21 protein-coding genes are annotated in these 23,334 nt (G+C 69.9%); 3 read left to right on the top strand and 18 right to left on the bottom strand.

Annotation, left to right across the window (positions count from 1 at the left end; genetic code table 11):
* Positions 1–19: 19 nt before the first annotated feature.
* The 3 genes from argS to ACTWLI_RS08960 all read right to left on the bottom strand — a co-directional run bounded on the left by argS (position 20) and on the right by ACTWLI_RS08960 (position 5,231).
* Positions 20–1,786: an arginine--tRNA ligase gene (gene argS / locus ACTWLI_RS08970; RefSeq protein ID WP_445156151.1), complete on the bottom strand. Its 1,767-nt coding sequence runs from the start codon at positions 1,784–1,786 to the stop codon at positions 20–22.
* Between the two features lie 253 nt (positions 1,787–2,039).
* Entirely contained in the window at positions 2,040–4,130 is a 2,091-nt protein-coding gene (locus tag ACTWLI_RS08965) for a PhoX family protein (protein ID WP_445153571.1), read from the bottom strand.
* A gap of 159 nt (positions 4,131–4,289) precedes the next feature.
* The gene (locus ACTWLI_RS08960; RefSeq protein ID WP_445156150.1) at positions 4,290–5,231 is read right to left on the bottom strand and encodes an o-succinylbenzoate synthase; all 942 of its coding nucleotides are present in this window, start codon (positions 5,229–5,231) and stop codon (positions 4,290–4,292) included.
* A 222-nt stretch (positions 5,232–5,453) separates the two neighbouring features.
* On the opposite strand from ACTWLI_RS08960, the gene ACTWLI_RS08955 reads away from it, so the two are divergent.
* Positions 5,454–6,374, top strand: a complete 921-nt coding sequence (locus ACTWLI_RS08955; protein ID WP_445153570.1) for a phosphatase PAP2 family protein — start codon at positions 5,454–5,456, stop codon at positions 6,372–6,374.
* Between the two features lie 43 nt (positions 6,375–6,417).
* Here ACTWLI_RS08955 and ACTWLI_RS08950 read toward each other — a convergent pair whose 3' ends face one another.
* On the bottom strand, positions 6,418–7,032 hold the full coding sequence (locus ACTWLI_RS08950) for a TetR/AcrR family transcriptional regulator (RefSeq protein ID WP_445153569.1): 615 nt from the start codon (positions 7,030–7,032) through the stop codon (positions 6,418–6,420).
* Positions 7,033–7,113: 81 nt separating this feature from the next.
* On the opposite strand from ACTWLI_RS08950, the gene ACTWLI_RS08945 reads away from it, so the two are divergent.
* Positions 7,114–8,217, top strand: a complete 1,104-nt coding sequence (locus ACTWLI_RS08945) for a flavin-containing monooxygenase (RefSeq protein ID WP_445153568.1) — start codon at positions 7,114–7,116, stop codon at positions 8,215–8,217.
* Positions 8,218–8,227: 10 nt separating this feature from the next.
* Here the strand turns inward: ACTWLI_RS08945 and ACTWLI_RS08940 are convergent, their stop codons facing one another.
* From ACTWLI_RS08940 to pdhA, 7 genes are all read right to left on the bottom strand, one after another.
* Complete coding sequence (locus tag ACTWLI_RS08940) at positions 8,228–9,439, bottom strand: MFS transporter (protein WP_445153567.1); 1,212 nt, start codon at positions 9,437–9,439, stop codon at positions 8,228–8,230.
* 41 nt (positions 9,440–9,480) lie between these two features.
* A complete protein-coding gene (locus tag ACTWLI_RS08935; protein WP_445153566.1) occupies positions 9,481–10,215 on the bottom strand; it encodes a GAF and ANTAR domain-containing protein in 735 nt (244 codons plus the stop codon).
* Between the two features lie 16 nt (positions 10,216–10,231).
* Complete coding sequence (locus ACTWLI_RS08930) at positions 10,232–11,656, bottom strand: MinD/ParA family ATP-binding protein (protein ID WP_445153565.1); 1,425 nt, start codon at positions 11,654–11,656, stop codon at positions 10,232–10,234.
* A 201-nt stretch (positions 11,657–11,857) separates the two neighbouring features.
* Entirely contained in the window at positions 11,858–12,673 is an 816-nt protein-coding gene (locus ACTWLI_RS08925) for an MBL fold metallo-hydrolase (RefSeq protein WP_445153564.1), read from the bottom strand.
* Between the two features lie 73 nt (positions 12,674–12,746).
* A complete protein-coding gene (locus ACTWLI_RS08920) occupies positions 12,747–14,342 on the bottom strand; it encodes a dihydrolipoamide acetyltransferase family protein (RefSeq protein WP_445153563.1) in 1,596 nt (531 codons plus the stop codon).
* A 2-nt stretch (positions 14,343–14,344) separates the two neighbouring features.
* Complete coding sequence (locus tag ACTWLI_RS08915) at positions 14,345–15,457, bottom strand: alpha-ketoacid dehydrogenase subunit beta (protein ID WP_445153562.1); 1,113 nt, start codon at positions 15,455–15,457, stop codon at positions 14,345–14,347.
* On the bottom strand, positions 15,454–16,701 hold the full coding sequence (pdhA, locus tag ACTWLI_RS08910; RefSeq protein WP_445153561.1) for a pyruvate dehydrogenase (acetyl-transferring) E1 component subunit alpha: 1,248 nt from the start codon (positions 16,699–16,701) through the stop codon (positions 15,454–15,456). Before pdhA ends, ACTWLI_RS08915 begins: the two co-directional genes overlap by 4 nt.
* A gap of 159 nt (positions 16,702–16,860) precedes the next feature.
* Between pdhA and ACTWLI_RS08905 the strand changes: the two genes are divergently transcribed.
* Entirely contained in the window at positions 16,861–17,322 is a 462-nt protein-coding gene (locus ACTWLI_RS08905) for an Lrp/AsnC family transcriptional regulator (RefSeq protein WP_445153560.1), read from the top strand.
* Positions 17,323–17,465: 143 nt separating this feature from the next.
* On the opposite strand, the gene galU is transcribed toward ACTWLI_RS08905, so the two are convergent.
* From galU to paaA, 7 genes are all read right to left on the bottom strand, one after another.
* Entirely contained in the window at positions 17,466–18,356 is an 891-nt protein-coding gene (galU, locus tag ACTWLI_RS08900; protein WP_445153559.1) for a UTP--glucose-1-phosphate uridylyltransferase GalU, read from the bottom strand.
* Positions 18,357–18,431: 75 nt separating this feature from the next.
* Positions 18,432–19,211 (bottom strand): enoyl-CoA hydratase/isomerase family protein, encoded by a 780-nt coding sequence (locus ACTWLI_RS08895; protein ID WP_445153558.1) that lies wholly within the window; start codon positions 19,209–19,211, stop codon positions 18,432–18,434.
* A 25-nt stretch (positions 19,212–19,236) separates the two neighbouring features.
* Entirely contained in the window at positions 19,237–20,463 is a 1,227-nt protein-coding gene (gene paaE / locus ACTWLI_RS08890) for a 1,2-phenylacetyl-CoA epoxidase subunit PaaE (protein WP_445153557.1), read from the bottom strand.
* Between the two features lie 15 nt (positions 20,464–20,478).
* Complete coding sequence (gene paaD, locus ACTWLI_RS08885) at positions 20,479–21,045, bottom strand: 1,2-phenylacetyl-CoA epoxidase subunit PaaD (RefSeq protein WP_445156149.1); 567 nt, start codon at positions 21,043–21,045, stop codon at positions 20,479–20,481.
* An 11-nt stretch (positions 21,046–21,056) separates the two neighbouring features.
* Entirely contained in the window at positions 21,057–21,995 is a 939-nt protein-coding gene (gene paaC, locus ACTWLI_RS08880; protein ID WP_445153556.1) for a 1,2-phenylacetyl-CoA epoxidase subunit PaaC, read from the bottom strand.
* Entirely contained in the window at positions 21,992–22,297 is a 306-nt protein-coding gene (gene paaB / locus ACTWLI_RS08875) for a 1,2-phenylacetyl-CoA epoxidase subunit PaaB (protein ID WP_091251167.1), read from the bottom strand. The genes paaC and paaB overlap by 4 nt, the downstream gene beginning before the upstream one ends.
* Positions 22,294–23,325, bottom strand: a complete 1,032-nt coding sequence (gene paaA / locus ACTWLI_RS08870) for a 1,2-phenylacetyl-CoA epoxidase subunit PaaA (RefSeq protein ID WP_445153555.1) — start codon at positions 23,323–23,325, stop codon at positions 22,294–22,296. The genes paaB and paaA overlap by 4 nt, the downstream gene beginning before the upstream one ends.
* Between the last annotated feature and the right edge of the window lie 9 nt (positions 23,326–23,334).

The raw sequence follows: 23,334 nt of genomic DNA, 5'->3' as shown, positions 1-23,334 counted from the left end.
GCAGGCTCCCCGGCCGGGGTCACATGTTCTCCGGTGTCTCGATGCCCAGCAGGTCCAGTCCGGCGGACAGCCGGCGCAGGACCAGGCCGCAGAGCGCCAGCCGGGAGTCGCGGACGGTGTCCCCGGCCTTGAGCACCGGGCACTGGTCGTAGAAGGAGGTGAACAGCTGCGCGAGTTCGAACAGGTAGGAGCAGAGCCGGTGCGGTTCGAGCTGTTCGCCGACCTTGCGCAGCGTGGTGTCGTAGTCGAGCAGGTGCAGGGCCAGGGCGCGTTCGGCCGGTTCGACGACGGCGATCCTCGCCGCGGGCGCGGCGCTGGCGTCAACGTGCCGTTCCAGTTCCCCGGCCTTGCGCAGGATGGAGCGGATCCGGGCCGCCGCGTACTGGACGTACGGTCCGGTGTTGCCGCTGAGGGCGAGCATGCGGTCGAAGTCGAAGACGTATTCGGTGTCGTGCCCGGTGGAGAGGTCGGCGTACTTGACCGCGCCGATGCCGACCTGCCGGGCCGTGACGGCCCGCTCGTCGTCGCTGAGTTCGGGCCGGCTGGCGTCGATGACGGCCCGGGCCCGGTCCACGGCCTCCTGCAGCAGGGCCATCAGCTTGACCGGGTTGCCGGCGCGGGACTTGAGGATTTTGCCGTCCTCGCCGAGCACGTTGCCGATCTGGACGTGGGTGGCTTCGACCGTGTCCGGCAGCCAGCCGGCGTCGCGGGCCGTGGCCATGACCATCCGCAGGTGCACGTTCTGCGGTGCGCCCACGACGTACAGCACCCGGTCCGCTTCGAGCTCGCGGACCCGGTAGCGGATGGTGGCGAGGTCGGTGGTGCCGTAACCGTAGCCGCCGTCGGACTTGCGGATGATGAGCGGCAGCGGGTCGCCGTCGCGGCCGGTGAAGCCGGCCGGGAAGGTGCAGAGCGCGCCCTCGCTGACCCGGGCGATGCCGCGTTCCTCGAGTTCCTGGCACAGCTGTGCCAGATGCGCGTCGTAGGAACTTTCACCGGCGATGTGGTCGTCGGTGAGGCTGATGCCGAGCATGGAGTAGATGGCGTTGAAGTACCTCTTGGACTGGGCCACGAGCCGCTGCCAGACGGCGAAGGTTTCCGGGTCCCCGCCCTGCAGCGCCACCACCCGGAGCCGGGCGCGGGTGGCGAAGCCGTCGGATTCGTCGCCTGCGGCAGTGGCGGAGGCGTCGAATTTGGCGCGGGCGGCCTGGTAGAAGGCGCTTGGGTCATCGACCAGCAGGGCGGCCTCCGGCGAGTCCTCCCCCACCTCGAGCCAATGTTCGATCAGCATGCCGAACGGGGTGCCCCAGTCGCCGATGTGGTTCTGCCGGATCACGGTGTGGCCGAGCGCTTCCAGGACGCGCACAATGCTGTCACCGACGACGGTGGTGCGCAGGTGCCCGACGTGCATTTCCTTGGCCACGTTCGGGGAGGAGTAGTCGACGACGACGCGGTGCAGCGGCGCGGGCTGCGGCTCGCCGGCGGGCTGCGGAGCGTTGAGCAGCTCCTCGATCCAGGTGCCGTCGAAGGTGAGGTTGATGAAGCCGGGGCCGGAGATTTCGACCAGGCTGCAGACGCCGTCGAGGTCCAGGGCGTCCACGATCCTGGCCGCTGCCTCGCGCGGCGGCAGGCCGACCCTCTTGGCCAGCGCCATGGCGGCGTTGATCTGGATGTCGGCGAACTGCGACGGCCTGATCACCGGGTCCGTCTGGCGGTACTCCTCGCCGAACGCGGAGGCAATAGCTGCCTGGACTCTGGGGACAACCAATTCGGCCGGATTATTCACACTGTTCAAATTATCAGTTTCCCCCACCCCCGACGCTCCCTCACGTCCGGTTCCCCCACCCCCGACGCTCCCTCACTTCTGGGCGCTTAAACGCAAACGCTCCCTCACATCCTGCAGAACAAACTCAAACGCTCCCTCACCTCCGGCCCCCGAGGAACCGAACGTGAGGGTGCGTCACCCAAAAACCCGCCACACCTGAGGGAGCGTCACCCAGAAACCCGCCGGACGTGAGGGAGCGTCGGGCGCGAGGGGGTTAGTCGTCGGCGCGGAAGACCTGGACCACGGAGGGGCGCGGAAGGCGTCCCTGCCCCGGCTTCGGGGTGGCTCCGGCGGCGACGTAGTCCGGGAAGTAGGAGTTCTGCGCCGCGAAGCTGCCGTCCTCCCCCGGGTGCTGCACGGAGACGAACACGTGCCGTTCCTCGTCGTGGACGATCGGCCCGCAGGTCTCGGCGTCCCGCGGCACGGCCAGGAACTGCTCCACGCGTCCGCGTTCGGGCCCGTCCAGGGTGACCTTGAAGAGCCCGTCCGCGTAGCCGGTGCTGGAGGGTGCGCCGTCGGTGGAGATCCACAGGTTGCCCACCGAGTCGAAGGCCAGGTTGTCCGGGCAGGAGATCGGCGAGACCTGGTCGGCGGGGAAGCCGGCAAAGTACGCGGAGCTGTTCTTGGCCGGGTCGCCGCAGACCATCAGCAGGTTCCAGTTGAACACCATCGAGCTCTGGTCGCCGCGCTCGGCGATTTCCACGATGTGCCCGTTGCGGTTGAGGCTGCGCGGGTTGGCCTCGGTGGCGCCTGCCTTTCCGGCCTTGCCGCGGTCCGAGTTGTTGGTGCAGGCCACGTAGACCTTGCCGGTGTGCAGGCTCGGCTGCACATCCTCGCAACGGTCCATCTTGGTGGGGCCCACCTTGTCCGCCGCCAGCCGGGTGTAGACCAGCACTTCTTCCACGGTCATCCCGGCGACCTTGGACTTGCCGTCCACCACCAGCGGGAGCCATTCGCCGGCGCCGTCGAAGGCCCCGTCCGCGGGGAGCTTCCCGGAGCCGTCGATTTCCGCCGCCGGGGAGTCACCGGTGAACTTGGCCACGAAGAGGTCGCCCTCGGAGAGCAGCGTCATGTTGTGCCGGCGGGCGGCAGCGGAGGTGCCGGGACGGTACTTGTCCCTCGAGACGAACTTGTACAGGTAGTCGAACTTCTCGTCGTCGCCCATGTAGGCCACGACGTGCCCGGAGGCGGCGACGATGACGTTGGCGCCTTCGTGCTTGAAGCGGCCCATCGCGGAGTGTTTCTTCGGCGTCGACGTCGGATCCTGCGGGTCCACCTCGACGATCCAGCCGAAGCGGTTGCTCTCGTTGGCGTAGCCGGGGTTCCGGGTGTCGAAGCGGGGGTCATCGAGCTCCCACTGGCGGGCGGTGGGCTTGCTGGTGAGGCCGTAGCGCTTGTCCTCGGCGGACGTTCCGGCGGTGACGAAGTAGCCGTTGAAGTTCTCTTCACCGGAGAGGATGGTGCCCCACGGCGTGGTGCCGCCGGAGCAGTTGCCCAGGGTGCCCTTGATGGTGCGGCCGGCGGGGTCGGCAATGGTGCTGACCAGGGCGGACCCGGCGGCGGGCCCGGTCAGTTCGTAGCTGGTGTCGGTCAGGAAGCGGCGGTTCAGCCCGGCGCCCTGGACGTAGCGCCACGGCTGGTTCTTGTTGCGGCGTTCGAGTTCGACGACGGTCAGGCCGTGGGCGGCGCGGCCGATCGCGCGCGCTTCGGCGGCGTCGAAGCCGACCGGAAGCATGATGCTCTCGTTCGTGTACTCGTGGTTGGTGAAGAGCACGGCCCGGCGGCCCTTGGCGTCCAGCGGCAAAATGTCCGTGTAGTCGTTGTTGTAGCCGAACTGGCGGGCCTGGGCGGCGGCGCTCTGGCGGTCAGCGTCGAACGCCGGCGAGTCGTTGAACAGCGGGTCACCCCAGCGGATGATCGGCTGCCAGCTGTAGCCGGCCGGCACGGTGAAGGCGTCGACGGCGGCGTCGACCGGCGCGATCGCGGTAAAGCGCAGTTTGGACTTCTCAAAGCCCTGCTTCGCTGCGGCGGCCAGCCCGGGTCCCCCGGCCGCGGCCGGCTCCGCGGAGGTGACCGCGTTGCCGAAGACGACGGCGAGCGCACCGGCCGCGCCGAAGCCCAGCGCCGTGCGGCGGGACATCGTGGCGGAGGCGATGTCGCGGAAGTAGTCGTTCGAGCTGCTGTTGCAGATCTCGCCGGAGCAGGCGTTGTCGCACTTGAGGGCACAGGTCACGGGGCTGCGTTTGCCCTTGGTGTGGCCCAGCATGGGCAGCAGGGAAAACTTGCGTCCGGAGGAGACAGGCATGGGTGGGACCTTCCAAAACTTTAGGGATGCGTCCCGGCCAGCCTGTCAGCGGCGGGCTACGCGGAGCGGTCCAGAAGGTGACTGCGGAATGAACGCTTTCACCTTCCGCTGAACCCGTCCGTTGTTCCGCCAGCACCGTTCCGGCGGTCATCAGGGCGGCTACGGAGCAGCCGAGGGTGCCAGGACGGCGTGCACCCGCCGCAGCCGGTCCAGCCACCAGTCCCTGCGTTCGGGCGGCGCGGCGTACTCGTCCAGCAGCTCCGGATCGGCGCGCACGTCGCGGAGCCGGATGGCGCCGTCGTCGGGGACCAGGGGGTCCCGGGTGACGTCGGCGGCGAGCAGCGAGACCGTGCCGAGTCCGCAGGCGTAGGGCAGCTCCGGCAGGGCCGCCGCCAGGGCCAGGCCGGCGCGGATCCCGACCGAGGTGTCCAAGGCAGAACTGACGACGGCGGGCAGTCCGGCCTGCGCCACGATCTCGAGCGCGCGCCGCACCCCGCCCAGGGGTGCCACCTTGACGACCACCAGGTCCGCCGCACCGGCGCGGGCGACCTTGAGCGGGTCCTCTTCCTTCCGCACGCTCTCGTCCGCGGCGATCAGCACCGGAACACCGCCGGCCCGGAGCCGCCGGCGCACCTCGGCGAGGCCGGCGATGTCCGGGACCGGCTGTTCGGCGTATTCGAGGCCGACGGCGGCGAGCCGGGTCAGAGCCTCGACGGCGCCGTCGACGTCCCAGCCGCCGTTCGCGTCGACCCGGATGGCGGCGTCCGGCAGCGTGGCCCGCACGGCGTCCACCCGCGCCGCGTCATCGTCGAGCGTCTGGCCGGCCTCGGCGACCTTGACCTTGACGGCGTCGACCCGGCCGAAGCGGGCCAGGACCTCCGGTACGCGCTCCGCGGGTACCGCCGGGACGGTCGCGTTCACCGGGATGCTCTCCCGCCGGGGTTCGGGGAAGCCCTGCCAGCCGGCTTCGAGGGCGGCCGCGAGCCAGCGCGCTGCCTCGGCATCGCCGTATTCGGGGAAAGGGCAGAACTCGGCCCAGCCCCGCGGCCCGGGCAGGAGCAGGGCCTCCCGCCGGGTAATGCCGCGGAACTTCACCCGCATCGGCAGGCTGACCACCCGGGCGGTGTCCAGCAACTCCTCCACGCTGACCTGCCCGGCCCCGGTGCCCGGCGTCGAACCGGGGCCGGCGACCGGGCGAAGCTGCGGAGCGGGATGGGCGCCGGTGGCGGCGGGGCGGTCGGCGCTGGTAGGCATGGCTGTACTCTACCCGCGGCCGTCCCGCCTCCAGCCAGCGCGCAGGGTTCTGTGGGACCCTGTTAAGCGATGAATTTTCGGCACCAGCGCAACAGCGGACCCGTGGAAGCGGACGGCAGGGAGTCCCAGGGACCGGGCCGGGCCGCCGGTTTCCTGTTCCTGCTCGCCACCCTGGGCTGCGCGGCCGCCCTGGCGGCAACGTACTACTTCTTTGTGCGCACCACCACCGGGCAATTCATCGACGAATCGGCGCTGGTCGAAGCGGTGGAGATCCACGGCGCGGCCGGCAAGGCCAGCAACCGGCTGCTGGACTGGCTTCCCGCGCTCTCGGTGCTGATCGCCTCCGTGGTGGTGGTGTTCGTGACTGCGGCGCGGCGCCGCTGGGCCGCGGCCGGTATCGCCGTCGCGGCCGCCGCCGGGGCCAACGTGGCCACCCAGCTCCTGAAGGCCCTGGCGCCCGAGCGTCCGTTCCGCGGCATCGAGACCCTGGACTTCAACTCCCTGCCGTCCGGACACACCACCCTGGCGGCGTCCGCTGCCGCGGCCGTTTTCCTGATGGTCTCGCCGCGCTGGCGGCCGCTGGCGGGGTTCCTGGGCGGCACCTTCGCCGTCGCCACCGGCGTTTCCACCCTGATCAACCAGTGGCACCGGCCCGCCGACGTCGTGGCCGCCTTCCTGGTGGTGGGGGCGTTTACCATTCCCGCGGGCTGGCTGGTCATGCGCACCGGGCGGCGCTGGAACGCCTGGGACGGGTACAACACCCACTGGGCGTCGGCCCGGCTGTGGGTGGCCGTTCCGGTGCTGGCGGGACTGGCCTCCGCCGCCGTCGCGGTCTACTCGCTGTTGAGGATCGCCCCGGGGCCGGGCCAGGAGGGCAGCACGACCAATTACTTCTGGGCCGGCACCTCCCTCATCGTGATCACCGGCTACCTCGCCACCGTCGCCGGGGTCTGGTTGTTTGGCCTGGCCGCCCGGCGGACGGCGGCGTAGCAGGACGCCGGCCGAAACAACGGCCGGCCTAGGCGGACGCTACCTAGGCGAGCGCCGCCGCCAGCGCCCTGGCGACCCACTCCCGGTAGGCAGGGACCGGCCAGCCGGCGTCGTGCACCATGGCCCGGTACACCTGCGGATGCCCCAGCGACCAGATGGCCGCGGCAGCTTCGGCGTCGGACATGCCCGACCGCAGGCCCCCGCGCTCCCGGGCTGCCGCGGCGGCCTCCCCATAGCGGCGGAGCCGCTGCTGCCCACGGTCCCTTTCCAGCCGCGCAGCGGCCTCGTCCAGCGCCGCGGCCCGGGCGATGACGGCGTTGATGCCGGCGGTCCGCGGATGGACCTCCACGAACCAGTCCGCCAGCACGGCCACCAGGGCCGGCAGGTCGGCGGCCTGCCGCGTCCTTTCCCGCATCAGGTCAAGCACGCCGGCCTGCCTCCCCGGCCCGGCGGCTGCCCTGTCCAGCACGGCGGAGAGCAGCGCCGCCTTGTTGCCCACCGAGTTGTAGACCGTCTGGACGGTGACCCCGCTCGCGGCGGCAATGGCGTCCATCGTGGTCTGGACGTACCCGTCGGCCGCAAACAGGCGGCCGGCCGTGTCCACGATGACGTCCCGCGTGCCGGCCGCCTGGATGGCCCGCCGTGTCACTTTCTGCATGAAATTAGACTATCGCTCTAGTCACTAGAACGGTATTCTAGTGACTAAGCGAAAGGGTGCCCCAGCGAGGAGGCGGCGGCCATGAATGCGGAGACCACCAAGGACAGCGGCCCGTTTGATGCCGTGGTGATTGGAGCCGGCCAGGCGGGCCTGGCCACGGGATACCACCTGGCCCGGGAGAAGCTGCGGTTCCAGATCCTGGAGGAGGGTCCGCGGCCGGGGGCGGCCTGGCGCAGCCGCGGGGACTCCCTGCGGCTGTTTACCCCCGCCCAGCACGACGGCCTGCCGGGCCTGCCCTTTCCGGCGGCACGGAACACCTACCCGGGCAGGGACGAGTTCGCTGACTATCTGGAACGCTATGCGGTCCGTTTCGAGCTGCCGGTACGGACCGGGGTGCGGGTCGGCGGCGTCTCCCCGGCCGGCACTGGCTTTACGGTCGACACCGCCCAGGGCAGCATCTGGACGCGCAGCGTCATCGTCGCGACCGGGTCGAACCCCCTCCCCCGGGTACCGGCCGCCTCTGCGGGGCTGGACCCGGCCATCCGGCAACTCCACAGCTCCGAGTACCGCGGCCCGGCCGACGTCCCTGCCGGTGATGTCCTGGTGGTGGGCGCCGGTACGTCGGGGGCTGAAATTGCCCTTGAGCTCTCGGCCGGCCACCGGGTGCTGCTTTCCGGCCGCCCCACCCCGCATGTGCCGGACCTTCTCCTGCGCCACGCCGGAGAGGCGTACTGGCGGTTCATTCATTCGGTGTTGACGCTGCGCACGCCGCCGGGACGCAGGGTTGCGGCAGCCTTCCACCAGCGTGGGGCACCCCTGATCAGGATTTCACCGAAGGACCTGTCCCGGGCGGGGGTGGTGCCTGTGCCGCGTTTCTCCGGCACCCGGGACGGTCAGCCCGTGTTCGACGGCGGTGACACCGCCGCGGTGCGGTCCGTCATCTGGGCCACCGGTTACCGGCCGGACTTCGGGTGGGTCCACGGCCTGACCGTTGGCGCGTCCGGCTGGCCGGAGACGGACCGCGGTGCCGTCCCGGGCCAGCCGGGCCTGTACTTCGTCGGCCTGCCCTTCCAGTACGCCCTGACCTCCGGCCTGGTGGGCGGCGTCGGCCGGGATGCCGCCCATGTGGCCGCGCGGGTGGCGCAGCGGTCGCCGGCACCGGGGAGGGTGCGTGCGGTTCAGTAGTGCGCGCGGTTCAGTAGTTGCGCCGGTGCCTGAGCCGGGGAATGGTGATGGCAAAGACGGCCGCGGCGGCGAAGCCGAGCACGCCCGTGGCGGCCACCCCGGCCCCGAGGGACACCAGGGCCGTGATGCCGGAGAGCAGCACCGGGCCGCCGGTGGCGCCGGCGTCGGCCATGAACCGCCAGATGCCCAGGAACTGGCCGCGCCCGCGGTCCGGGGAGAAGTCGGCGCCCAGCGTCATGTTCAGGCCCGAACTGATGCCGTTGCCGAACCCGATCAGGAGCGATGCCAGCAACAGCCCGACGAACCCGGCGCTGAGCGGTATCAGCAGCATCGCGACGCCCATGATGAGGGTTGACGGGACCGCAACCCACTGCCGGCCCTTGCGGTCCATGAGCTTCCCGGCCGGGTAGAAGACGAGCATGTCGATGGCACCGGAGATGCCGTAGATCAGCGACGCGTGGGTGGCGTCCAGGCCCAGGTGGTCCGCCCACAGCGGGATGACGACCTGCCGGGACGCCCGCAGCGCGCTGAGCAGCAGGACCCCGAGGCCGACGCTGAGGAACACCCCGGCGTGCGAGGCTGCGACGCTGCGCAGCGTGGGCGGCGCCGTCGGGGATCCGTCGGTGGCGGCGGGGGCGACAAGGTCGGGAATGGTCAGGGACAGGCCCGCTGCGGCCGCCATCGCCACCACACCGACCCAGTAGGCGGCGGTGATACCGCCGAACTGCATGGCCGCCGCGCCCACAAACGGCCCGATAAAGATGCCGATACGGTTGACCCCGCCCAGGGTCGACAGGGCCCGGGCGCGCAGAATGACCGGCACGGCCTCGGTGAGGTACTTCTGCCGGGCCAGGCTGAAGACGCTCGCCGCCATGCCGACCACCACCATCGCCGCGGCCAGCAGCCAGAGTCCCTGCGGCACGAGCGGAGCCAAAGCGGCGGCGGCGAGGGCGACGGCGCTGGCCGCCGCCGCGCCGACGATCGCCCAGCGCTCGCCGAATTTCAGGGTCAGGAGGGACGCCGGCAGGTTGAAGAACCAGGAGCCGAGCCCGATCAGGGTCACGATCAGCGCCGCCACGGCAACGCTGGCACCGAGGTCCCGGGCGGAGAGTGCTACTACGGGGAGGATCGCGCCTTCCCCGATGCTGAACAGCAGCGCCGGGCCGAAAGCGGGGACGGCAATGCTGCGGAGGCTGAACGGGGCGGTGTCGGTGCTGGTCATCGCCTTCATCCTAGGCCCGCGGCGGCCCGCCGCCCGCCGGGTCAGCCATCGAAGTGGGTGTGGATTTCCTCACCGGTGACGTTCTTGAGCACATCCGCCGCGACGGCGCGCAGTTTCTGGTTGCGGTTGCTGGAGACCCGGGTGAGGATGGCCATCGCCTCTTCCTGCGAGCAGCGGTTCTGCGCCATCACCACGCCGCAGGCCAGGTCAATCGACGTGCGGTGTTCCATGGCCGCCTGCAGGTCTTCCGCCCGGGTCTGCGCGGTGCCGATCCGGACCGCCAGGCGCAGCGCCCGGCCAGCGAGGTCCGCGAAGCCGGACGCCTCGGCGACGATACCCGCGGTGAAAACGCCGGTGGAGTCCGCGAAAAAGTTCAGGGCCGCGGTGGAATCGGCGTCGATTTCCAGGGGAACACCCAAGGTGCTGCGGCAGCCGTGGGCGGCAAGTTGCTTTTGGTACTCGGGCCAGCGCGGGTCCGTGTCCACGTCGGCGAGCAGCACGATGCCCTTGGTCCGCAGCGCCTCGATGCACGGCCCGTCGCCCAGGCTCTGCTCGATCCGGTCAAGCATGACGGCGTTCCCGCTGCTGCCGGCCACGGTCATGTTCCGTTTCCGGCGCCGGAGCGTCACGCCGCACTCGATTGCGGTGCCTGCGGAGTGGCTCAGGGTCGACGCGGCGAATTCCGCGAGACGGTCCAGGAAATCCTCAACGTTGTCGGCGCCGACGATCAGGTCCTGCAACTGGACTGCGGCGTCGTTCCCGGCGTACTTGCTCATGGCCTAAATGTAGCGGCTAAACGTACCCGTCGACGATTGCGGCGGCGATCTCCCGGTACGCGCGGCGGGTCTCGGGCCGGAGCGCGTCCAGGGTGACCAGGTCGCCGTCGGCCACGCCGCGGTCATGCGGCACCGCGATCAGCTGGCGGCAAATGCCGGCCAGGTGGTCCTCGATGGCGTCCTTGTCCACCCGCGAGGAGACCTCGTCTTTATCGGTGATGACGACGACGGCGTTCCGCGCCAGGTCCTCGTACCCGTGGCTGGCAAGCCAGTGCAGGGTGCTCCGGGCCCGCTTCGCGCCGCTGACGGCGTAGCCCGCGGCGATGATCAGGTTGTCGGCGGACTGCAGGATGCCGCTCATGGCGTTGTGGGTGACGCCGGTGCCGCAGTCCGTCAGCGCCACGGAGTAGTACCCGGCGATCAGCTTGCGGATGCGCAGGTATTCCTCCGCGGTGAGCGAATCGGAGACTTCCGGGTCCTGCTCGCCGGCGATCAGGTGCAGCCTGCCGGCGTGGTGCATGTAGCGGGCCAGGGCCGTGAGTGAATCGATGGACTCAACGTTCTTCAGCAGGTCGCTGATGGTCCGGGGCGCCTGCTGCTGGTAGATGCCTTCGCCGAGGGCCCGCTCGACCAGGTCACCGGAGTCCGGGTTGGCGTCGATGGCGCACGGCGGGTCGCCGCGGTACTCGGCCAGGGTCAGGCCGACGCCGACCGTCGTGGACGTCTTGCCGATGCCGCCCTTGAGGCTGAGCACGGCGGTGTTGTAGCTGCCCTGCAGCTGGCGGGAGATGCGGCGGGCGAGTTCGTCTTCCTCGCGTTGCCGGGCGCTCGGGCCCAGGTTCAGGCTGCCGCCGGTCAGCTTGTAGAGGGCGCCGCGCAGGCCGCCGACCGGGCGCGGTTTCTGTTCGCGGACGAAGAGGCCCGGGGAGCTGATGAAGTCCGGCATCGGCGCCTCGGCCAGTGCGGCCGCGCGGCTCGCGGAGCGGGTGGCGCGGGTGGGCTGCGGGGGCACGGAGGCTGCGGCGGGGTCCGCGGCGGATCCTTGTTCCGGCTCGTCCCGGACGGGTGCCGCCGGAGCGGGCGCCTGCTCTTCGTCGCGGACCGGGCTCTCCGGCGTCGCGGGCGTCACCGGCGCGGCGGCCGACGCCGGCGGTGCGGCCGGTTGCTGCGGCGCCGGGATCCGGCTGATCACCGGGGTGGCGCCGGTGGCGAGGCGTTCGTCCGCCGCCTCGGCGGCCTGGGCCCAGGAGCTGCTGCGGGTCGGGGCGGGACGGGCGGGGGTTTCCGCGGAAATGCTGCGGGGGTTGACGACCGGCATGGTTCCTGTCCGGGCAGCCGCGTTTCCGCCGTCGGCGCGACGCAGGTCGCGGCGGCGGCGGAGTTCAGGCTGTCCTGAGTTTTCAGCAGTGGCAGCTGAGTTGTCTTCCACCGATTCGGGCATTGTCTGGTTTCCCCCCAGGACTCACAGCGGAGCACGCTGCGGCGCTTGTTGAAACTTCTTTCCAGAAGCAAGTCTAGGCGCAGTAAGGAGCAGCCTTATCTTTGGCCACTTCCAGCACGGCCGCCTGGGCGCCGTCCGCCGTCGGATTCCCGGCCGCTTTCCGTGCCGCCCGCGTCCGGGGTCCGCCGTCGGCGGTCCGGCTTAGTGGTGGGCGCGCGTCTCCATCAGGCGCTTGATGAACCACCGCGACTGTTCCGGGCCGTAGGGCAGGATCGGGACCGCCTTGGTGGCGTCGTTGGGCGTCTCCCGGGTGGCCTGGGTGGCCTGCCGCACGGCCGTGCTCATGGTGTTGGCCATGGTTTTGACGAACTGGTCGCTGCACGGTTCGCCGTGGCCCGGGACCAGGAATTCGTAGCGGTGCCGCAGGGCGGAGATGTGGCGCAGGGCGTCGGCCCATTCCTCCGGGAAGGAATCCTCGAAGGACGGGTGTGATCCCTGTTCCACCAGGTCTCCGGCGAACAGGGTGGTGCCGGTCCCCACCAGCAGGTCACCGTCGGTGTGGCCGCGGCCCAGGTAGAACAGCGTCACGTTCCGGCCGCCCAGATCCACCAGCACCGGCTGGTCCTTCACGATCGCGTTGGGGACCACGAGTTCCACGCACTCGCCCTCCCCCGCGGCCATCTCCGGCTCCGCGGCAGCCACGGCGGGCCGCTGGGCGTCGCCGTTCTCTTCGATTTCGGCGGCGCAGTTTTCGTGCCCCCAGAACTCGGTGACGCCGTCGTCGGCGAAGACGGCGTTGCCGAAGAAGTGGTCGTAGTGGGCGTGGGTGTTGACCACCACCAGGGGCAGCTCGGTCTTTTCCCGCACCGCGGCGAGGATCTCGCGGCCCTGCCGGGGACCGCTTCCGGTGTCGATCACCATGGCGCGTTCGGCGCCCACTACCAGTCCGGTGTTGAGCAGGGATCCTTGCGTCGTCAGCACGTAGTTGTCCTGGCCGACCTCGAGCCATCGTGACATGAAATCTCCGTAGTCCGGCCTGCCGCCGGCGTGGTTGGTGCGATGTTCTGGCCTCGATGATACCCGGCGAGGCTTAGAGATCGGCCAGCACGGACCCCGGGTTCTCGATCGCATCGGCGATGTAGCGCAGGAAACCGCCGGCGGTGCCGCCGTCGCAGACGCGGTGGTCGAAGGTGAGCGTGAGCTCGGTGACCCTGCGGACTGCGAGCTCCCCGTTGACCACCCACGGCTTGTCGATGATCCGGCCGACGCCGAGGATGCCCACCTCGGGGTGGTTGATGATCGCGGCGGAGCCGTCCACGCCGAAGACGCCGTAGTTGTTCAGCGTGAAGGTCCCGCTGCCCAGCTCCGCGGGAGTGGCCTTGCCGTCGCGGACGACGGCGGTGAGCCGCCGGATCTCGGCGTCCAGTTCCCGGGCGCTGAGCTTGTCGGCGTTGCGCACCGAGGGGACCATCAGGCCCCGGTCGGTCTGCGCCGCGAAGCCGAGGTTGACGCCGTCGAACGCGACGATTTCCTGGCTGGTTCCGCCGGCAGCGTCCTCGGTGGTGACGATCCGGGTGTTGAGCTCCGGGAACTTCTTCAGCCCCGCGGTGACGAACCGGGCAATGAAGGCCAGCAGCCCCGGGGTGGCCGGGTCCGTCTTCTGCAGCGCGGCCCGGAGCTCCACCAGCGCCGTGGCGTCCACGTCGACCCAGACGGTCGCTTCGGGAATCTCGGACCGGCTGCGGCTCATGTTCGCCGCGACGGCCTTGCGCACGCCGCGGACCGGGGTGCGCCCGGCAATCCCGAGCCCGGTCCGGGCGTCGGTGTCGCCGGCGGCGGCGCTTGCCGCCACCGGTGCTTCGTCAGACGGCGCGGCCTGGCGCTCACCCGCCGCAGCAGGCTTGATCGCGGCCTCAACGTCGCGGCGCATGATCAGCCCGCTCGTCCCGGACCCCTGGAGTTCCCCCAAATCAACTCCATGGTCCCTGGCCATCCGCCGCACCAGCGGCGAGATCACGGCCCCGAGCTTCCCCGGCACCCGGGTCCGCATCAGCACGAGGTCATCGGCGGCCTTCTCAGCCTCCGACAACCGGGCGCCCGCCGCGGCCGGTACAGCCCGCTTCGGAGCCCGAGTCCGCCGGGCAACCCCATGCCCGCCCGGAGTGCCGTACCCGATCAGCACATTCCCGGACCCGGCCTTCTCCTCCTCGCGGTACGCCTCGGCGGCAGCAGCGGCCGGTGATTCGGCGGCGGCAGCGGCCGGTGAGTCGGCAACAGCGGAAGGCGAGTCAGAAGCAGACCCCGCCGACGCAGGCAATGCCGCCCCGGGAGTGGCATCGGGCCTGTCGGAGCCGGCAGCATCGTCCGCAGGACGGATGCTGTCCGGCGAAGGGGCGGGGGCGGCATTGCCTGTGGCGGCGCCCGCCGCTCCAGCAGCGCTCCCAACCGGAGTCACGGAAATCAGCGGCTTTCCGACGTCGAGCGTCTGGCCCGGCTCGCCGTGCAGCACGGCGACGGTGCCTGCGTACGGGGAGGGGACCTCGACCATGGACTTGGCGGTCTCCACCTCGGCGATCGGCTGGTCGACGCGGATTTCGTCGCCCACGGCCACGAGCCAGTTGATGAGTTCGGCTTCGGTCAGTCCCTCGCCGAGGTCCGGCAGGAGGAATACTTTCGGTTCGCTCATGGTCAGTCTTCCCACTGGAGGTCGTCTACGGCGTCGAGGATGCGGTCCACGCCGGGCAGGTAGTAGTGCTCGAGTTTGGGCGCCGGGTACGGCACGTCGAAGCCGGTCACGCGGCGGATCGGGGCCGCGAGGTGGTGGAAGCAGCGTTCCTGGATCCGGGCGACGATCTCCGAGGCGACGGAGGCGAAGCCGTGGGCTTCGGCGATGACGACGGCGCGGCCGGTCTTGCGCACCGAAGCGCAGACCGTTTCGTCGTCGAACGGCACGATCGAGCGGACGTCGACCACTTCGAGGGAGCGTCCCTCCTCGGCCGCCGCGGCGGCGGCCGCGAGCGCCGTCGGCACGGACGGCCCGTAGGCAATCAGCGTGGCGTCGGTGCCGGCCCGGGCGACGGCGGCGCGGCCCTCAGAGGAGGTGCCGCGTGCGGCGTTGGCGGCGTGTTCGTCCCGCAGCGCGCCCAGGTCCACCAGGTCCTTGGACCAGTACAGCTTCTTGGGCTCCATGAAGACCACCGGGTCGTCGGAGTCGATGGCCTCGCGGAGCATCCGGTAGCCGTCGGCGACGGTGGCCGGGGTGAAGACCTTGAGACCGGCCGTGTGGGCGTAGTAGGCCTCGGAGGAGTCGCAGTGGTGCTCCACGCCTCCGATGCCGCCGGCGTAGGGGACGCGGACAACCATGGGGAGCTTGACCGCCCCCTTGGTGCGGTTGTGCATCTTGGCGACGTGGCTGAAGATCTGCTCGAACGCCGGGTAGGCGAACGCGTCGAACTGCATCTCGATGACCGGGCGCATGCCGTTCATGGCCATGCCCACGGCCATGCCCACGATCCCGGACTCGGCCAGCGGGGTATCGAAGCAGCGGCTGGGTCCGGAGGTCTTGGTGAGGCCGTCGGTGATGCGGAAGACGCCGCCCAGCATGCCGACATCCTCGCCGAAGACCAGGACGGAGTCGTCCGCGTGCATGGCGTCCGCCATGGCGGTGTTCAGCGCCTTCGCGAGGGTGACGGGCTGCGGCCCGGTTGCCGCGGCGTCGACCGCGGCCTTGGCGGCGGCCCGGGCCGTGGCGGCGCTGACGTTGCCGTTGGCTTCGGAGGAGGTGGTGACGGTGGGGCTCATCGGGTTGGCTCCTCGGAAGTGGTGGCGGCAGCGTCGCGGGCCAGCTCGTCGGCGAGCAGGGCGGCCTGTTCCTTCAGCTGCGGGGTGGGGGCGGCGAAGACGTACTTGAAGAGGTCCTGCGGGTCGACCGGGACGTCCTCGCCCAGGCCCTCGCGCAGCTGGGCCGCCACGGCCTCGGCCTTCGCCGTGATCCGGGAGGTGCCGTCGTCGTCGAGCAGCCCGCGGTCGGTCAGGTACGCCTTCATCCGGGTGAGCGGATCCTTGGCCACCCACTCGGCCACCTCGCTGTCCTGGCGGTAGCGGGTCGCGTCGTCCGCGTTGGTGTGGGCCTGCATGCGGTAGGTGTGCGCCTCGACCAGCAGCGGGCCGGAGCCGGAGCGGGCCAGCTTCACCGCCCGTCCCAGCACGGCGAGGAGCGCGACGATGTCGTTGCCGTCCACGCGTTCCCCGGCCATGCCGTAGCCGACGGCCTTGTGGGCGAGCGAGGGCGCGACCGACTGGTGGGCCAGCGGCACGGAGATGGCGTACTGGTTGTTCTGTACGAAGAAGATCACCGGGAGGTGGAAGACGGCGGCGAAGTTGAGCGCCTCGTGGAAGTCCCCTTCGCTGGTGGCGCCGTCACCGCACATGGCCAGCACGACGGTGTCCTCGCCGCGGAGCTTGGCGGCGTGGGCGACGCCGACGGCGTGCAGCAGCTGGGTGGTCAGCGGAGTGCACTGGATGCCGACCTTGTGTTCGGACGGGTCGTAGCCGCCGTGCCAGTCGCCGCGGAACAGCGTCATGGCCTGGACCGGGTCGACACCGCGGGCCATCACGGCCACGGAGTCGCGGTAGGTGGGGAACATCCAGTCGCCGTCGGACAGGCAGAGCGCGGCCGCGACCTGGCAGGCCTCCTGGCCGTGGCTGGAGGGGTAGACGGCCATCCGGCCCTGCCGGACCAGCGCCGAGTTCTGGTCGTTGACCCGGCGGCCGACGACGAGCTGCTCATAGGCGGCCAGCAGTTCGGCATCGCCGGGCAGGCCGTATTCGTGACCGGGCTGGGCGCCCTGCTCGGTGTCCGGGTTCAGCGCTCCGTCCGGGCCGACGATCTGGATCGGGTGCCGGGCGGGCAGCATGTAGTCCTCGACGGTGATGCCGAACTTGCGCACAGCCTCGCTGGCGGCGTCGGCTGCCCCCTCGGTGCCCGCCGCGCCGGCAGCCGCCGGTCCGGGCTGCTGCGCAGTGTGGTCTGCGGAGATCGTCATTGGTCCGTCCTTCTGTAGCCACTATTCATCCCAAGTATGGTCCCGGGCGCTGTTTCGTATCCAGCTCAACCGAAAACCGTGGAGAAGTCACGATGTTTGCCGTATTCTGAAAGACGAATCGTAAATGTGAGCTGGATTACCGGAGGGGGTTGTAGACAAATGGCTGAGACCGGATCGGACCAGACGGTGCCCCTGGATGACGTGGACCGCAACATCATTGCGGAGCTGACCCGGGACGGGCGGATGTCGGTGACCCAGGTGGCCGAGAACGTTCACATCTCTCGCGCTCACGCCTACACCCGCATCGCGCGGCTGACCGGGGAAGGCGTCCTCACCAAGTTCACCGCCCTGGTCGATCCGATCAAGGCCGGCCTCAAGTCCTCCGCGTACGTGACGCTCAAGGTCCGCCAGCATTCCTGGCGCGAACTGCGCGAGCTGCTCCGGGCCATTCCCGAGGTGCACCACATCGCGCTGGTGGGCGGTGACTTCGACGTCATCCTGCTGGTCCGCGCGGTGGACAACGTGGATCTGCGCCGGGTGATCTTCGACCAGCTCCAGTCCATGCCGGGGGTCCTGGATACCCAGACGTTCCTGGTGTTCGAGGACCTCGACACCCGCTAGCCCTCCCCCCCCGCGCGAACGTACACTTCAGGCCCCTCCCCCAGCGCGAACGTACACTTCAGGCCCCTCCCGGGCGGCGTCCAGGGGCGCCAAGTGTACGTTCGCGCTTCCTGGAGGGCGCCAAGTGTACGTTCGCGCAGGGGCTAGTTGAGGAAACCCTTGAGCCAGATCTTGAGCTCTTCGCCGAACTCCACCCGCTCCGAGGCGATGGTGATGACGGCCTTCAGGTAGCTGAGCTTGTCTCCGGTGTCGTAACGCCGGCCCTTGAAGACCACGCCGTAGACGCCGGAACCCTCGCCCTCACCCGCGGCCAGGGTCTGCAGCGCGTCGGTCAGCTGGATTTCGCCGCCGCGGCCCGGCGGGGTGTCCTCCAGCACGTCGAACACGGACGGGTGCAGCACGTACCGGCCGATCACGGCCAGGTTCGACGGCGCCTCGCCGGCGGCCGGCTTCTCCACCAGGCTGTTCACCCGGACGTAGGCCTCCCCCTCGATGGCCGTGATGTCCGCGCAGCCGTAGGCGCTGATCTGGGCGGGATCGACCTCAATCAGGGCAATGACGGAACCGCCGGTTTTCTGCTGCACCTCCATCATGGTGGTCAGCAGGTCCTCGGCCTCATCGATCAGGTCATCGCCCAGCAGCACGGCGAACGGTTCGTCGCCCACGTGCTGGCTGGCTCGCAGCACCGCGTGCCCCAGCCCCCTGGGCTCGCCCTGGCGCACGTAGTGGAGCGGACCGAGTTCGGAGGCCTCACGGACCATGGCCAGACGGTCCCGGTCCCCCTTGAGCTCAAGCGTCCGCTCCAGCCCGGGTTCCCGGTCGAAGTGGTCTTCCAGGGCGCGCTTGCCGCGCCCGGTGATCATCAAAATGTCATCCAGGCCCGCCCTGACGGCCTCCTCGACAACGTATTGGATGGCCGGCCGGTCCACGACGGGCAGCATCTCCTTCGGCATAGCCTTCGTCGCGGGCAGGAAGCGAGTGCCCAGCCCGGCAGCAGGTATGACGGCTTTCGTAACAGATTTCCCCAATGTCATAAGCGAACCTTACAATCCGGTCACGCAAATGAGAATGGGCCGGAGCACCCTCTTCGATGCCCCGGCCCAGGACGCCTAGCCGCGGAAAACCGGCGTGCGCTTTTCCTGGAACGCGCGGAATCCCTCCGCGTAGTCCTCGGACTTGCAGAGGCGGGCCTGCTCGGCGTTTTCCTCCTCCATGGACTCCCAGAGCCCCAGCCGCTGGTCGCGGATGTGCGCCACCAGTTCCTTGCTGGCGTTGAAGGCACCGGTCGCGCCGGTGGCCACCTTGGCGACAATGCCGCGGGTGGCGGCCAGGAGGTCATCGGCCGGCATGGCACGGCTGAACAGCCCCTGCGCGACGGCCTCGGTGCCGCTCATCAGTTCCGCTGTGTAGATCAGGTCCAGGGTGCGGTGCATGCCCAGCCGTTCGGTGAAGTACCAGTGTCCGCCCGAGTCCAGGGTGGCCCCCAGCTTGGCGAAGGGCGAGCCGAACTTCGCGTTCTCGGCCACGTAGACCACGTCGGTCGCCAGCAGCAGGCCCAGGCCCACGCCCAGGCAGGCGCCCTGCGCCGCGGCGAACGTCGGCGCCGGGAAGGCGCTCATCTTCCGCAGCAGCGGCTGGACCAGGCCGCCCAGGTAGGCCTGGGCGTCGTCGCTTTCCGGGGTGACCCCGGCGATGTCCCGGCCGGCGCAGAAGGCGCGGCCCTCGCCGCGCAACAGCAGCGCCCGCACCTCACCGCGCGCAGCGGCGGCAGCGGCGTCGTCGTACGCCTGGTCCAGGTCTTTCAGCGCCTGCTCGTCCAGGGAGTTGAGCTTCTCCGGGGCGTTGAGGACAACCTCGGCAATGCCGTCGGCGATGGTCAGCGAAATCATGCGGTTCCTTGGGATCGGCGGGATTTTAGACGTCGAAGTCGACGGCGACTTCCGCCGTCGTGGGGTGCGACTGGCAGGTCAGGACGTAGCCCTTGTCGAGTTCGTCCTGTTCCAGTGCGTAGTTCTCGTCCATCGTGACGGAACCGGCGACCACCTTGGCGCGGCAGGTTCCGCAGACGCCACCGGCGCAGGCGAACGGAACGTCCGGGCGCACCCGCAGGGCCGCGTTGAGGATGGATTCGCGGGCATGCGTCGGGCTGGCGACCTCGCCCTGCAGGCCGTCGAGCTTGAAGGTGATCTTGTACGTCGCCTGGGATTCGTCCGCGACGACCGGGCGGCCGATGTTGCCTTCGGGGCGGTCGGGCTTGCCCGAGGTGAACAGCTCGAAGCGGACGTGCTCGGGCTCCACGCCGCGGGCCGCGAGGGTGTCCCGGCAGAGCTGGACCAGTTCGAAGGGCCCGCAAAGGAACCATTCGTCGACGTCGTCGCTGTGGATGGCGGTGCCCAGCAGCGACTGCAGCTTCTCGGCGTCGATCCGGCCGCTGAGCAGCGGGGCGATGCGCTGTTCGCGGGAGAGCACATGGTGCAGGGCCAGCCGCGACGGGTACTTGTCCTTGAGGTCCGCCAGCTCCTCGAGGAACATCACGTCCATGGCGGCCTTGTTGGCGTAGATCAGGTCGAACCGGGTTTCCGGGTGGGCGGCCAGCAGGGTGCGGGCGATCGCGATCACCGGGGTGATCCCGGACCCGGCGGCGATGGCCACGAAGTTGCCGGCCTGGCCCGCGAGCTGCTCGGGGTTGTTCATGGAGGTCATAACGTTCTGTTCCACGGATGACCCGTCACGGCCGTGCTTGGAGACGAAGGCGCCCATGGGGCTCATGACGTCGAGCACGTCGCCGGCCTTGAGTTCGGCATTGGCCCAGGTGGAGAACAGCCCGCCGAGGTCCTTCTTGATCGCGACCCGGATTTCGCTGCTGCCGTCCTCGAAGCTGCGCGGCTCCGCGCAGATGGAGTAGCTGCGGCGCACCTCGCGGGGCTCGCCGTCGGCGTCCGGCAGGGTGGTCCGGAGCGCGACGTACTGGCCGGGGAGGTAGTCGAACTGGCCGGCCAGCTCCGGCGGGACGCCGAAGGTGACTTCGATCGCGTCGTCGGTCAGCCGGCGGACCTCGGCGACGGTCAGTGCGTGGAAGGACGCACGACGGCGGCCGGTCGCCGCGGCCTCTTCGGCGGCAGTCTGGCGGACAACAGTCATGGGGGCACCTGTTCCTTACAAAACTTTGAAGTAGTCGAACGGTTCCTTGCAGTCCTGGCAGACGTAGAGCGCTTTGCAGGACGTGGAACCGAAGCGGGTGAGTTCCTTGGTGTTCAACGACGAACACTGCGGACATTTGACGGCAAGGGAGAGCCGGACCGGACCGGAGTGCCCCCCGGCGGCCGAGCGGCCCGAGGGCGGCGCGATCCCGTACTGCTGGAGCTTGGCTTTGCCGGCCTCGCTCATCCAGTCCGTGGTCCAGGCCGGGGACAGCACCAGTTCGACGTTGACGCTGGGGTAGCCCGCGCCGCGGAAGACGGCCGTGAGGTCCTCGCGGATGGCATCCATTGCGGGGCAGCCCGAATAGGTGGGCGTGATGGTGACCTGGACGGCGGGCACCATCCCGCCGTCGTCGTACAGCCGCACGTCGCGCAGGATGCCCAGGTCCTCGATGGTGAGGACCGGGATTTCCGGGTCGCAGACCGTGGCAGCGAGCTCCCAGGCCTTCTGGTCCGCCGTCTTCTGCCCCGCCGTCTTCCCCGCGGACGCCGGGGAGGCAGCCGTGGGGTTGGTGACGTACATGTCGTGCATGGCTACCAGCTCGCCCCGGGGAACTCGCGGGCCAGGACCTGCATTTCCGCGAGCACGTAGCCCAGGTGTTCGGAGTGCAGTCCGCGGCGTCCGCCGCCGGGGGCGGGCTGGACCTGCGGGACCTCGAGCTCGGCCTCGGCCAGGACCTCGCCGGTCAGCCGATCGAAGTCGGCCCGCAGGCTGGAGGGCTGCACGGCGATGCCGGCGGCGCTGAGCCGACCGGTCAGTTCGTCGTCGCGGAACAACTCCTCGACGTAGGGCCAGATGACCTGGAAACCGTGGATCATCTTGGCGCGGGATTCGTCCGTGCCGTGCGCCAGGCGCAGCACCCACTGGGCGCTGTGGTCGCGGTGGTAGTCGACTTCCTTGACGGCCTTGGCCGCGATCCCGGCCAGGGTGGCGTCGGTGGAGTCGGCCAGCCGGCGGTACAGCTCGAACTGGTAGTAGCTCACGACGAACTGCCGGGCGATGGTGACGGCGAAGTCGCCGTTGGGCTGTTCGAACAGGGACACCGAACGGAACTCGTGCTCGCGGCGGAAGTAGGCCAGGTCATCCTCGCTGCGCCCGTCCAGGCCGCCCGCGTAGCTCAGGAAGGAGCGTGCGTGCCCCAGCTGGTCGAGGGCGATGTTGCCCAGGGCGATGTCCTCCTCCAGCTCGGGGGCACGGGAGATCCAGTGCCCCAGGCGCTGGGCCAGGATCAGGGCGTCGTCGCCGAGGCGGAGCGCGAACTCCGCGGCGTCCTCGCTGGGCTTGGCGGTGCCCCGGCTGACGGCCAAGGCGATGTCCTCCGGGCGGAGGGCGTTGCCGGGAGTGATGCGGGTGGCGCTGGCCGTGGCCTCGCCGGTGCCGCTGGCTCCCTGGACGCCGACGGTGAGGTCGCCGTGGCCGGCTGCTTCTTCCGCGGGCGCGGCAGTGTCCGTGGTGGTTTCCGGGGTGCTCACAGGTGCTTCACGCCCTCGCTCTTGGTGTAGTAGGTCGCGTGCCGGTAGTCCTTGCCCTGCGGCGACTCGAAGAAGGCGCCCTTGGCGTCGGGGTCGGACGAGGCGATGGCGTCGGCCGGGACCACCCAGATGGAAACACCCTCGTTGCGGCGGGTGTAGAGGTCGCGGGCGTTGCGCAGCGCCATGGCGGCGTCCGGCGCGTGCAGGGAACCGGCGTGGACGTGCGAGAGGCCGCGGCTGGAGCGGACGAAGACTTCCCAGATGGGCCAGACGTTGCCTGCGTGCGGTTCGGGGGTTGTCATGCTGCGGTTTCCTTCTCTGCTTGCTTCCGGGCCTGCTTTTCCGCGTAGGCGGCAGCGGCTTCGCGCACCCAGGCGCCGTTCTGGTGGGCTTCGCGGCGCCGTTCCAGGCGCTGGGCGTTGCACTGGCCGCGCCCGGCGATGACCTCGTGGAATTCGTCCCAGTCGAGCGGGCCGTGCTCCCACTTCTTGGTTTCCTCGTTGAAGCGGATGTCCTTGTCCGGCAGCGTCAGGCCCAGGACCTTGACCTGTTCCATCATCATGCCGACGAAGCGGTTGCGGAGTTCGTCGTTGCTGAAGCGCTTGATGTTCCAGGCCATGGACTGCTTGGAGTTGGGGGAATCGTCGTCCGGCGGGCCGAACATCATCAGGGCCGGTGCGTACCAGCGGTTCACGGCGTCCTGGGCCATCTGCTTCTGCTCCGGGGTGCCGTGGGAGAGTTCCAGCAGGATCTCGAAGCCCTGGCGCTGGTGGAAGGATTCTTCCTTGCAGACGCGGACCATGGCCCGGCCGTAGGGGCCGAAGGAGGCGCGGCAGAGCGGGACCTGGTTGGCGATGGCGGCGCCGTCGACCATCCAGCCGATGGCCCCCATGTCCGCCCAGGTCCGGGCGGGGTAGTTGAAGATGGAGGAGTACTTGGCCTTGCCGGACATCAGGTCCTGCATCATCGCGTCACGCGGCTGGCCGAGGGTCTCGGCCGCGGAGTAGAGGTACAGGCCGTGGCCCGCCTCGTCCTGGACCTTGGCCATCAGGATGGCCTTGCGCTTGAGGCTCGGGGCGCGGGAGATCCAGTTGGCCTCCGGCTGCATGCCGATGATTTCCGAGTGCGCGTGCTGGGAGATCTGGCGCAGCAACGTCTTGCGGTAGGCCGGCGGCATCCAGTCGCGCGGTTCGATGCGGGAGTCCTCCGCCATCACCTTGTCGAAATATGCCTGGCCCTCGGCATCACGGCGGGCCGCGTCCTCGGGGCTCATCTCGTGCCGCGCCGGCGATGGCTCGGCGGGCACTGACTGCAGGGTCTGCGATGCCATGGTTGCTCC

The organism is Arthrobacter sp. Hor0625, assembly GCF_052567525.1.
This window is presented reverse-complemented; position numbering and strand designations above follow the sequence as displayed.